General features: G+C 34.1%; 12 protein-coding genes. 8 read left to right on the forward strand and 4 right to left on the reverse strand.

Annotated elements, in window-relative coordinates:
• Positions 1–29 precede the first annotated feature (29 nt).
• Complete coding sequence (locus AC4GZ8_RS05035; protein ID WP_491080706.1) at positions 30–1,154, reverse strand: endonuclease; 1,125 nt, start codon at positions 1,152–1,154, stop codon at positions 30–32.
• Positions 1,155–1,607: 453 nt separating this feature from the next.
• On the opposite strand from AC4GZ8_RS05035, the gene solA reads away from it, so the two are divergent.
• On the forward strand, positions 1,608–2,741 hold the full coding sequence (gene solA / locus AC4GZ8_RS05040) for an N-methyl-L-tryptophan oxidase (RefSeq protein ID WP_491080707.1): 1,134 nt from the start codon (positions 1,608–1,610) through the stop codon (positions 2,739–2,741).
• Positions 2,742–3,339: 598 nt separating this feature from the next.
• Here the strand turns inward: solA and AC4GZ8_RS05045 are convergent.
• On the reverse strand, positions 3,340–3,888 hold the full coding sequence (locus tag AC4GZ8_RS05045; RefSeq protein WP_491080708.1) for a DUF3231 family protein: 549 nt from the start codon (positions 3,886–3,888) through the stop codon (positions 3,340–3,342).
• Positions 3,889–4,186: 298 nt separating this feature from the next.
• Here AC4GZ8_RS05045 and AC4GZ8_RS05050 point away from each other — a divergent pair, with 298 nt between their 5' ends.
• Both AC4GZ8_RS05050 and AC4GZ8_RS05055 read left to right on the forward strand, forming a co-directional pair.
• Positions 4,187–4,357 (forward strand): hypothetical protein, encoded by a 171-nt coding sequence (locus tag AC4GZ8_RS05050; RefSeq protein ID WP_491080709.1) that lies wholly within the window; start codon positions 4,187–4,189, stop codon positions 4,355–4,357.
• Between the two features lie 133 nt (positions 4,358–4,490).
• Complete coding sequence (locus AC4GZ8_RS05055) at positions 4,491–4,994, forward strand: DinB family protein (protein ID WP_491080710.1); 504 nt, start codon at positions 4,491–4,493, stop codon at positions 4,992–4,994.
• An 851-nt stretch (positions 4,995–5,845) separates the two neighbouring features.
• Here the strand turns inward: AC4GZ8_RS05055 and AC4GZ8_RS05060 are convergent.
• Positions 5,846–6,766 carry an EamA family transporter gene (locus AC4GZ8_RS05060; RefSeq protein WP_491080711.1) on the reverse strand — a complete coding sequence of 307 codons (921 nt, stop codon included), beginning with the start codon at positions 6,764–6,766 and terminating at the stop codon, positions 5,846–5,848.
• A 124-nt stretch (positions 6,767–6,890) separates the two neighbouring features.
• On the opposite strand from AC4GZ8_RS05060, the gene AC4GZ8_RS05065 reads away from it, so the two are divergent.
• The gene (locus AC4GZ8_RS05065; RefSeq protein ID WP_491080869.1) at positions 6,891–7,775 is read left to right on the forward strand and encodes an AraC family transcriptional regulator; all 885 of its coding nucleotides are present in this window, start codon (positions 6,891–6,893) and stop codon (positions 7,773–7,775) included.
• 192 nt (positions 7,776–7,967) lie between these two features.
• Here AC4GZ8_RS05065 and AC4GZ8_RS05070 read toward each other — a convergent pair whose 3' ends face one another.
• Entirely contained in the window at positions 7,968–9,335 is a 1,368-nt protein-coding gene (locus tag AC4GZ8_RS05070) for a hydroxysqualene dehydroxylase (RefSeq protein ID WP_491080712.1), read from the reverse strand.
• A gap of 728 nt (positions 9,336–10,063) precedes the next feature.
• On the opposite strand from AC4GZ8_RS05070, the gene AC4GZ8_RS05075 reads away from it, so the two are divergent.
• The 4 genes from AC4GZ8_RS05075 to AC4GZ8_RS05090 all read left to right on the forward strand — a co-directional run bounded on the left by AC4GZ8_RS05075 (position 10,064) and on the right by AC4GZ8_RS05090 (position 12,224).
• On the forward strand, positions 10,064–10,237 hold the full coding sequence (locus AC4GZ8_RS05075; protein WP_491080713.1) for a hypothetical protein: 174 nt from the start codon (positions 10,064–10,066) through the stop codon (positions 10,235–10,237).
• A 27-nt stretch (positions 10,238–10,264) separates the two neighbouring features.
• Positions 10,265–10,429: a DUF2197 domain-containing protein gene (locus AC4GZ8_RS05080; protein ID WP_491080714.1), complete on the forward strand. Its 165-nt coding sequence runs from the start codon at positions 10,265–10,267 to the stop codon at positions 10,427–10,429.
• A gap of 140 nt (positions 10,430–10,569) precedes the next feature.
• On the forward strand, positions 10,570–11,124 hold the full coding sequence (locus AC4GZ8_RS05085) for a CBO0543 family protein (protein WP_491080715.1): 555 nt from the start codon (positions 10,570–10,572) through the stop codon (positions 11,122–11,124).
• A 266-nt stretch (positions 11,125–11,390) separates the two neighbouring features.
• On the forward strand, positions 11,391–12,224 hold the full coding sequence (locus AC4GZ8_RS05090) for an SPL family radical SAM protein (RefSeq protein WP_491080716.1): 834 nt from the start codon (positions 11,391–11,393) through the stop codon (positions 12,222–12,224).
• Positions 12,225–12,243: the final 19 nt, after the last annotated feature.

Consider the following 12,243-nt stretch of genomic DNA (forward strand, 5'->3'; position numbering starts at 1 on the left):
ATTATTATCGTAACTGCTTATATCTGTTTTTACCATATTGCCTCTACCCATTCAGGATGGTCTATAAATGGATTACGGTTATGTTGATATTGCTGATAAATAACTTCATTGCGATTTCGTTCAAACTCATCGACAGGGTCCTGTTGGTGCCATTGTAACAAAGTCGATAGCTTTCCATGGAGTGGTGCATAGCCGTTATTTACTGTTTCACTTACCTCTAAATCTAACTCCCCATTGTCCCCTTCATAGCGTACAGCCATATAAAAAATCATTCTTGCAACGTCACCTTTTACTTCATCACGTGGTTCCCAAGAATCACTATCAGCATACGTATCAGGAGCTTCCTTTTGTGCTGTCCCTCCATTATCAAAGTCTTTATTGCCCCTAGAACTATTAACTGTCACATCGGTTGGCCGTAAATGGTGAAGATCTGTTCCTGCACCCATTGTTGTTCCAAAGTCTCCATGTGATTTTGCCCAAACGTGTTCACGATTCCATGAGTCGATTGAAGTTCCATTTGAAGTTTTACTTTGGGAACGGCCAGTATAGAGGAGGATGACATTATTATGGTTATTTGGGTCTTCATCCGTGTTCCTTAATGCTTCCCATACATTTGAATAGGAGATTTCCGTATGATCATCGATGATATTATGTAAGGCCGTTTTTAACCTGGTACCAGTTTTACCGATCGCATTTTCATAATAATTACCTGTTATGTCTTCTGGTGTATCACTTGAGCTTACTACCACCATTAGTGATGTGTTTTTCAATCCCGGATGAGAATAATAGGCTGTTAATTGACCTGTCACCCTTATTTTTTTCCCCATTAAATCAGGATTCGTTTTCAACCCAAACTGTGAACGAAATTGTGAGGGTATTTGAACAAATAACATGTTTGATGTATTAGTTTCACTACTATTATCTGCTAGGGCTAAAGCATAATCATCTGGAAAGTTACTTTTTACTACTGTTGATGAAGAAATTGGTTTTCCTACTACATACCCTTCGACAGTTTGTACAGAGTTATTCTGTGTCTGAATAGCCTGGCTAACCGTTAAAGAGCTCACTGCTTTCAATGAACCAAATGAAAGTAGCGAAACGAATAAAACAAAGAAAAGAGCTACAAGGTAACAATACTTCCCAACCCATTTCATAAAAAAGATCCTCCCATTTTATATGTTTATACGAATTCAAAATATCATCGTATTGTAAAGGGTATTATTTAAAATTGTTAAAATATCATTTACAAACAAGAAACAGGAGGAAATTCATATCTTTGTAGGGAAAAAATTGAAACTTTATAGGTATTCTAAGTATTAGAATATAGACATTTTTACTAGTTACTCAACTAATTAACTGGTTTGTTGGCTGTCTAACTTACGAAAAAGAAAACTAGTCCAAATCTTGATTAGTAGTAACTGATGTTCAACAAATAGATTCCTTGTAGAAGATTATTCTAAATAGTTATTGGATCTTTCTGGTGAAAATACAAAAAGGTTTTAGAGGTAGACTTTGACAAATTAGTAAAAAACAATTCAAACAAGATAAAATATCAATTATAATTTAATAAAATTTGAGTTGCTGGAATTATTTTTGGAGGTTTATGTATGAAATATGATGTAATCATAATTGGTGCAGGTTCAATGGGAATGGCAGCAGGTTATTACTTGGCTAAAAGTGGGAAAAAAACTTTATTATTAGATTCCTTTAACCCACCACATAATAAGGGGAGTCATCACGGAGAAACGAGAATCATTCGATATGCTTATGCTGAGGGAGAGGAATATCTCCCGTTCATTCTTAAAGCACAGGAATTATGGAATGATTTAGAAAAGACTAGTGGTAAGCAATTATTTATACAAACGGGAGTACTTAGTGTTGGTGATGAAGAGTCTGATTTTATCAAAAACACAATCTCAAGTGCTGAAAAGTATTCGTTGCCCCTTCATGTTATGGATTTAAATGAAATTCAAAATAACTGGTCTGGAATTACTTTACCCAACAATTTTACCGGCTGTTTTGAACCTACGTCCGGTGTACTAAAATGTGAGGAAAGCATCAAAGCATACAAGGAACTTGCTGAACAGCACGGAGCATCTATCCTTTCCAATAGTAGGGTGAGAGAAATTTCCATTCTTAATGATAGAGTAACAATCAAAACAGACGAAAGGACGTTTTACTCAGATGCATTGGTTGTTTCTGCAGGGGCATGGTCAGGGGACCTACTTTCAATGTTGGACTTGGATATTCCTCTTACACCAGTGAGAAAGACATTTGCTTGGTTTAATGCTCAAGAAACGATCTATAATCATAATCTCTTTCCTGCCTTTGCATTTGAGACAACAAAAGGACTTTATTACGGCTTTCCAAGTATTGATCGTTCTGGCTTGAAGATAGGTCGCCATGATGGTGGAGATCAAATAAATCCAGATGAATCAATAAAGGGATTTGGTGAATTAGCAGAGGATGAGGGTGATCTGATACAATTTTTAAATCAATATATGCCAGATGCTGGGCAATTAAAATATGGTAAAACCTGTATGTATACCCTTACCCCCGATGAGAAATTCGTTATTGATCTGCACCCTAAGTATACCAACGTTGCCATTGCAGCAGGATTCTCTGGACATGGATTCAAATTTAGCAGTGCGGTTGGACAAGCATTGAGTAACTTGATTATTTCAGGTAAGAATGACATAGATATTTCTCAGTTTTCAATCAATAGATTTAAAAGGGAGTAAGTAAGGTAAGATCATGAAAATATATAAATTAAGGAATAATTTTAAAGGGTTTAAAAAGGGAACATATTTCTATTTGATTGCTGAATCTGAATTTATAGGTGTCAAAGATTTTGTTCTAAGAACTAAAGACTTGGCAATCAGGATATCAATTAATGAACGGGAGCTGCAAAATAATTTTACATTATTGAGAGACGGATGAATGGTGGAGGATGCTTTCCTTAATAAGGTTTATCAACTTAAGGGGCAGTTGTTGTACCTAGAATAAATTGAGTTATCCGAGTTGCCGTTTCTTTAGATTTGTAGAAAATCTAAGTTGTTAAAGGTTAAAGAATAGAATGATGATAAAAGAAGTTGCTGACCCCACCAAGATTGGTAGGGTTTTTTTGCCCTAATATCTCTTTAGAGTGAAAGCAGGATTGTGAGTCTGTCTTATTTTTTAAGTAATAGCTAAGCAGCAAACTGAAGGGTTATTTTAACTATGTAAGTTAGAGCTTATAACATTCTGCACTTGTAGACCCTTTTTTAGTGTTTGTCTTAAATTATTGTAAATGAGCACATAAATTTGAGAAAATAAAATAACAGGGTGCCAGAGTGAATACTACTGCTTTGGTAATCCTGGAGGATAATAATATGGTGGGGATTTTATCCACCCTCTTTTTCGCATTAAGTCCTTTAAAGATGTACCAAATTTCATTTTCTCTAACATACATTGAGTAAATAAAGCACCTATATCATTTCTTATACTTTGACTTGCTGCAGAAGCGCAAGTAGTAATAGCAGTAACCGTTTTAATACTTAGACCATTCATAAGCTCATCGTCCGTAAGTTTAACACCTAATGGAACTCCATTAGGATCAGAATCTGGACGTTGCTCGCTAGTTGGTGGTAAAAGAACACCTTCCTTTTTCATAAAGTCTTTAAACCTCTTCCCTTGAGTATCACACTGATTTAAGCTTTCTTTTAAAATTTTTATCACATCATCATCTGTTGTAGTATTAAGTCCTATTTGAATATATACTGTTGCTTCTTCCATTAAAGCTGAATAGAGCCAGCAACTCATAACTTCTCCCACATGTAATGGATTTTTTGGTTCAATATCCAAATTTATTTGTAAAAAATCTTTTACAGCTTCAAAAATAGTGGTCACAAGTCATTCTCCTATCTATCCTAAATTTGCATTTTTTAGTTTTTACGAAAAAAAATAATATATTCTCTAGTTCGTTGATGAAGTAAATGAAAAAAGGACTTTAAGTTGAAGAACTTTTTCTCCGGTATTTTGGAGAAGATTACATTGTTTTGTTAACCTGATTAATCATACACATTATTTTTGTTAGATTATCCAAAGCTTCCTGAAATTGGGATATTGTGGTAATGTTAAGTTGATGACGACAAAGGAAAATACAATGCAATCTTTATAAAAGGCAAACTAAGGAGGAGTTAAAAGTTTGCGGTGGTTTTTTGCGATTCAATTCATTATATTTGGAGCTTTATTTTTTTCATTAACCATTGATCAAATGGGAATTTTAGGTCATTTAATGATGAAAATAATAGGTGTGGGAAGCTTTTTTGTTGCTGGTTTCATTGTTAAGGGCAAGAAAGAAAAAGTCATGTTGTGATGAAGTAAAGAGGAGTACAGGTAGAGTATGAACCATTTATTTTCTTATTAAGCAAACGGAATTAAGTAGAAAAGAGATTAGAAAATAAACTGATAAATTTTTTCTTGCTTTAAAAAATGAGAGGAGTGAGCTAATGGAAAATAACAGTGCAATAAAAATGTACGATTACCATGTTTGGGCTAACCAACAAGTGTTCGAACACTTAAAACAACTTGATGAAAGTGTTTTTAAAAAGACAATTAAAAGTGTTTTCTCATCGATTTCAGAGGTTCTAATTCACATTTATGCAACAGACATTACCTGGTTGGAGACGATGAAGGGTAGCAGCTTCCATGATACAGTCAAAAAAGTGGAGAGCCGAAAGTCAGAAGCATCAGGAGTGACGATAGATGAACTTGAAGTGTTATATGATGTTCTTTCAAAGGAATTTTACGGTTTTTTTGCCGAACAGCAAGATCCAGAACAAATCGTCATTACTGAGCACCCAAATTATGGTCGTTGTGAATTCATCCTTGCTGATCTCATTCATCATGTAGTGAATCATGGAACATACCATCGAGGCAATGTGACAGCGATGCTGAGACAACAAGGTGAACGGGGTGTATCCACGGATTATGTATTTTTTCTCTTTAAATGATAACGTTTCGTATTTATCCAGTAAAGGCCGCTATTAGTGATGATCTTGTATCCTGTACGACTATTAAATGTTTGGAATTTTTAAGAAGGATAATTAAACCATAATCAAGTTGGATATTATAGTGTAACATATTTTTATCATGATAGAGAAGGAGGAAATTCCCTATTATTCTTAGAATTAAACTTCGTGTAAAATACGTATAAACACAAGTAAATCTTAATTAGTAAAACGTCTTAAACCCTGGAAAGTACAAGGATGAGACGTTTTTGGTTATATCTGGAACTAACGAAAAGTGTTAATAACACGTCTTTAAATTATAAAAACCTCGCATTTTGAGGATGCTATAAGATCGCTCGAGGTCAGTCTGACAGCTCAGGAAATTTAAGATCTTGTAACAGCAGCGAAATAGAATTGTGTTGCAGTCAGAGGAGCTTTGGAAAAAACAATGGATTAAGGTGAAATGAATCTTCCCATAAAAAACCCTGAGTTCTGTATAGGTATGGACTCAGGGTCTTAGTCTTTAGAACCTTGATGGATTACTCAGAATTTCTATCTAATAATGACCCCGTTTGTTCAGCTATGACACTTGCTGGTAAAGGCATTCTATTCTTGAATCACCATTCCACTGCCCCAACGTCCGCTGGGCCAAAAAATTGAAGAATAACTTCTTTATCTAATCCGAATTTTTGTCAAACTGATATTTCTACTTCAATTTTAAACTCTTCGATGACTAAATCAAGAAAACGACTATAAAAATATGGTATGAGAAATTCATTTGGAATAATACAATTGGCTTGAGAACAGGGTTAAAGATAGACCTAAATAAAGTCTTTCTCAGCAATTAAGATATCCTAAGCGACTTTTGATTCTTTAGATTTTGAGTGAGTTTCTTTACTCAACGCTAATAAAAAAATCATTATAATGATACAACTTGTTCCAACCCATTGGAAAATTCCAAAGGGTTCTTTTAACCAAAAGACGGTAGTTAAAACAGCCGCTAATGGCTCTATGCTTCCCAGAAGGCTTGATTCTTTAGGCAGTAGACTTTGCAAACTTTCGATATAAAACCAAAAGGCAATCATAGTCCCGAAAATGATAACGAAGACTAAGGATAAATAGACTTCTAGTGTTAAGCTTTTAAAGTCTATTTGCCATGGTGGATGGACAAAACTTAATGCTAAACCTCCAATAATCATAGCCCAGCCAACAATGACAAGTGAATCGTATTGTTTCAATAAAGGAACGGCATATAACGTATAAAAGGCTAAAGCTATTCCGGATAAAACACCCCATATGATTGCAAGTGTTGGCACAGATAATTGAGAGATGGAGCCGTTTGTTAGTAAGAAGAAGCAACCAACTAAGGCCAACGAAACAGACATCAAATCTCTTCGAGTTAGAGCAGCTTGTTTGCGTAAAACCAAATATACGATAATCATTAAAGGAGCTAAATATTGTAATAGTGTTGCAACAGCTGCATTACCATGTTTAATGGAAGCCATATATGTGTATTGAACTGCAAGCATACCGAGTAGCCCGAAGATAATCAATTGAATAGCTGTCCTTCTCGTTTTCCAAACACCAATTATCTGGGAACGACCCTTTCCAAAAAATTGAACCATCAAGAGTAAAAAACCAGCTATGAGTAATCGGGTCGTTACGAGCCAGTCTACATCGATTTCATGTTGAAAAAGCTTTTTTGAAACTGTACCGCCAATTCCCCAAAAAGTTGCACCTGCTATAACAAGAAATATCCCTTTTCTTCTATTCATCATTGATACTCCACCTTAAAATATAAACATATTGTTATAATATTTTTATGATAACGAAAAAACACTTGAAATAATATCTAAATAGAATGAAAAAATATAAGAATATTGAGGTGGTATTATGCAAATAAAAGATTTTATGGTTGATCAGAGTTTAAAAGAGTTAACCGAGCATCGCACAGTTGTACTACCAATTGCATGTTATGAAACAACGATAAATCAGAATATACATGGTTATATACCACTTCATTGGCATGAAGAATTTCAATTTGTTCTTGTAGTAAAAGGAGTAGCAATTTTTCAAATAAACGAGGAAAGAATGACTGTTCGAGAAGGTGAGGGGCTATTTATTAATAGTGGCCGCCTGCACATGGCAAGAGATAGGAATGATTCGGATTGTGTCTATATTTGTTTGAATGTTTCTCCAAGCTTTGTTTTATCACAGGAACTTTATATAAACTTTGTTAATCCTTATATTCAGGCGACTAATATACCTTATATTTTCTTAATTCCAGCAGAGAACTGGGCGAAAAATGTTTTAGATTCTATTAAAAAAATCAATCAGCTTATTAAACAGAAATCGCCATATTTTGAAATTGACATCAGTTTACATTTAGTGTTAATTTGGAAAAACTTAATAATAAATGGTGTTCAATTAGAGTACGAGCAGACTGAAATGGTAAAGAGTCAAAGAATGAAGCAAATGCTAAAATGGATCCATCTACATTATGCTGAAAAAATTCATTTAGAAGATATTGCACGAGCTGGTCAATTAAGCCGATCAGAATGCTGTCGATATTTTAAACGAATGTTAAAGAAAACACCTTTGAATTATGTAACCGATTATCGAATTCAAAAAAGTTTAACTTTGTTACAACAATCAGAATTTAATGTCACAGAGGTTGCCTATCAAGTAGGATTTAACAGCACAAGTTATTTCATCGAAAAATTCCGAAAGTCGATGAATATGACACCTTTAGCATATAAAAAATATATAAATTCTTTCACTTGAACAAATGGCTTTGCTTCAATACGATCTACCGCATTACGTGCAATGTTAAAAAGATATTACTAATGTTAAAATACAGGAGTAATATTTACTCAAAATTAAAATTTTTCTAACTGGGAAAAATTTAATTTATATCTACAAGATATACTCCTGTATAAAGCGCTATTCTTATAGAAAACCGTCCGAGTGTCAGACCTAAAATTCAGCTTTAGTTGTTAATGGGTTTTTATTCGCAAGGATAATATGTGCTGCTTTTTGACCTGATACAACTGCACCTTCCATTGTTGCAAAATACGGCTGCATAGTATAATCTCCGGCAAGTACAAGCCCTTCTATTGGTGTATTTTGTTCCGGGCGCATCCAATTATATCCCGGTTCTAATGAATGAAAATCGTAATGGTGATTAATTTGTCTATAATCTACAATATTTTCTGAAAGATCTATTCCCAAATTTCTTGCATCCTCTAGTATGGTTTGCAACGTCTCCTTAGGTGTCATTTTTAAAAACTTTTCGGGGGTAGACAAAATAATCGATAATCTCCCTGGTACATGACGAAATGTAGTTCGAGATTGTTCAGAAAAACTTGCCATAGACGTTTTGGGTCCAAATGTTGTGATATCTTTTGGTAACGAAGGCTTTTTAAGATCAAGTTGGAATGTAGCAGCAGGCATCACCGGAAGTTGTAACATAGGTTGAAACCATGGATGTTTTCCAAACTTTGGATCTAATAATTGTTTAGCTGAGTGCAAAGTTGTTGCTACTACGGTATGTTTTCCTTTGAAAATCTGTCCATTTTCCACTTTTACACCAGTTACTTTATTGTTTTCATCTAAAAGCAATTCCTTTACTTTATGGTTTGTCTTTACCATTCCTCCTCTTTTTTCAATTTCATTAGCCATAGGTTGACACATAACTTCTGTCATTCCGCCGAGAAAGGCTCCGATACGCATTTTATAGAACTTAGGAATACCAGGTGCGAAGAGGCCAAAGAAAACATAGGCAGAATACCGTTCGGGTGGCAAAAAGTATAGACCAGTACTAAGCGGGACTAGTACATAATGAAAAGCGTCTTCACTTACTCCGTACTTTCTCGCGTATTCTCGAAGATTGTATGTATCTAATTTCTTTGGATTTGTAAGGTAATCTTTAAATCCATTAAGAAAAAAAGGTATTAAGGACAGCTTATCACGTGGGGAAACCACTTCATTGTTCCCTAATAGCCCTTTTATTGTTTTCAATGGACCGAAGAGGGGGGCAAGGCCAATTGTTACTAATTTTTCTTTATGTTTCACACGAATTTCAATCTTTTCCTCCCATGTGAAAATATCATTTAACTTAATACCTGCTTTCCTTAATACTTTTGGCATAGCGGAATAAAAGCCAATATAGCGATGGAAACCGGACTCTACCTGCATTCCATTATCTTTATAAGAAGATGTTCTTCCGCCTACAACTGGCTCGGCTTCTAAAAGGAGTACTCTCTTTCCTTCGACAACTAATTCTAAACCACATGTTAATCCTGCCAATCCGGATCCAACAATTACCGTATCAAACTGCTCCAAGTGGAACACTCCAGTCATTTTTTTGTCTTATTTTGACCTTTAATGTGACACTTTATTAGTAAATTGGCTTTTAAAGCAATTTTAACCTTTGCATTCTATTAGATATATTAGATAATATAAAACTTGGTTATCATTGTATTTACCTAAAAATAAATATTACTATAAACAAACAATACCTGCATAATTATGCTCAGATTGTCGTAAGAAACGATGGATTCTAACGATTAAGATCTAACATTTTAATGGTTTTTCTTGTGTTTTTTTAAACGACTTTACTAACAAAAAAAGAACAAATAACCAAAAAGAGTTGTCATATTTATTGAAAAAGCACGTAGAGCTCAAATTGTGGAATATGCAATAGAAACAATTGCTGTAGTAGGATATGCCCAAGCATCTTTAGAACAAATTGCTAACGTGCAAAATTAAGTAAGGGGGTTATTTCTTATCACTTTTCAAATAAGGTGGAACTTCTTGAGCAGGTAGTGATTGAATATAATATGGCTTGGGAGTCATTTATTCGCCCGCAAATTGAGGCTCAAAGTTCTTCAAAAGACATGCTTAGAACTTATTTTGAATCAAATTTGAAATTCATTGATAGAAACCGTTAGCATGTATTTGTTGTAAATGAAATCGTTTCTAATAAAAGAACAGATGATGGTAAACTTCGATTTGCAGCAGAACATGATGAAACGATTTTACTTCCAATTGAAAATATTCTTTTTGGGGGTATGGGAGAAGGCGTTTTTCGTGAGTTTACAACACAATCAGCAAGGGTAATGGCGTTAACCGTAAGGCATGCTATTGATGGGTTTACAATTGAAATAATGAGAAAGCTTCATATAGATTTTAAGGAATATATTCAAGAACTTATGACAATCTTCGAAAAGTCAACTAGCAAGTAATGTGTGTCCATATAGGGGGAAAATACAATGATCTTTTATGAGGTAATTTGTTATAGTTGTAAAATAAAGTACAGAGTATACGAAGGAACCCTTCAATATAAACAGTACAAGAAAAATAGGAATACAATTTTTTTTTGTGAAGATTGCAATCATAAAATACGCTTAGACGCAATAAAAAATTTCTTTAGATAATGTCGAAGAATGTCATATTGAATAATCTTCTGGATAATTATTTTCTGTTCCGATTTTTAGAAAATATTAACACTCACTAGACTAATTCTCTACTGCTGAGGAAAGACTAATCAAAACTTCTCTATGGTGAGGGATTTAGGTTGGACAAAGACATTTTTCATAATATTGATAGAGCGCAATATTTACATACAAAAGCTTTCAATCAAATATATGCCGTTTGGCAAGAGGAAATACTTTTCACCTGGAGATGGTGGTTAGGATTGGCGCTTGGCGTAATTCCTTGGATGTGGTGGTGCTTTTTTTTTCGTAAAAAGGATAGTACGGGAAGATTACTTTATGCAGGATATTTTGTAATGACAATCTCACTTTCCTTAGATGCAATAGGTGATCAAATTGGATTATGGGAATACAGGTTTGAAATAGTCCCTTTAATGCCAGGATTTATTCCTTGGGATGTATCTCTAATGCCAATTGTAATAATATCACTAATACAAACGAAACCGCATATAAATCCAATTTACAAGGCGCTATTATTTGCAGTGACTACTGCTTTCATAGGAGAGGAATTAGCTGTACAATTAGGATTTTATAAAATGTTACTTTGGAAGCATGCGTATGGTATTCCTATTTATTTTGTCATTTACTTGATAGCTCATAAATTAGCAAATAGTAAAAATGTTGCATCACTTAAATAAGTAATGAGTATAATTTATTCATCAACATCCTAGACATCTGGCGCATTTCATATAAATGAGGTGTGCCTTTTTGGTGTGGATTTTTGAAAATGATGAATTGATTTGGACTTAATGTTTTTATTGGAATTCATGATGTCATCTGACTCAATAGAAAACCAACTATTTATGAAATGTGTATGGTATATTAGTCGAAAAAGGAACTAAATCATAGATATGCAACTTATACTTTTATGTTTATTAAACAATATAGAAAGGAGGAGTATCCATTGGGCATTGAAACGAAAGAAATTTTAGCAAAGAAAATTCTTAGTGAAGCAAAAGGATATTTAGATGTTGGGTTCACCCACTCCTTAAATCCATATAGTGGTTGTACGTTTTCGTGCAAGTATTGTTATGTAAGAGAAATGCCTATACAGAGATTTAAAGACATACCATGGGGAGAATGGTTGGACATAAAAATCAATGCTGGAGAAAATTTCAAAAACGAAATGATGAAACTTCGTAAAAAAGAAAAAACAGTAAATATTTTTATGTCATCAGCGACTGACCCATACCAACCTATTGAACGAAAAACAGGAATTACAAGGGCGATATTGGAGGAAATGCTGGAAAATCCCCCTGATCTTCTTCAAATCCAAACAAGAAGTCCACTCATCACAAGAGATATTGATTTGTTACAGCAGTTGACTGAAACATGTAAAGTTCTAGTATCAATGACCATTGAAACTGATAGAGAGGATATAAAACAAATATTTTCTCCATATGCCCCCGGAGTGAAAATAAGATTAAAAGCTTTAAAGGAAGTGCATGATGCTGGAATACCTACTCAGGCTTCAATTTCCCCTGTATTGCCGTTTACTCCAGATTTCCCAAAAGCTTTGGAAGGGATTGTAGACCATATATGGATCGATACTTTAAGTATTGGTGATGGTTCAATGGGGAAGCGATCAAAAAGGTTAGGAATGCCAGATCTATTTGAAGAACACGGACTATCAAAGTGGTATCAACATGACTTACATGAGAGGGTGAAAAAATATTTTCATAAATATTTTCCGAGTGACATGATAAGAGTTTCTAAGGATGAAGCTTTTCCGAGATGAAGAAAATATAGAGATCGTT

This window comes from Metabacillus sp. RB-C-LZQ-3-1, from assembly GCF_058315175.1.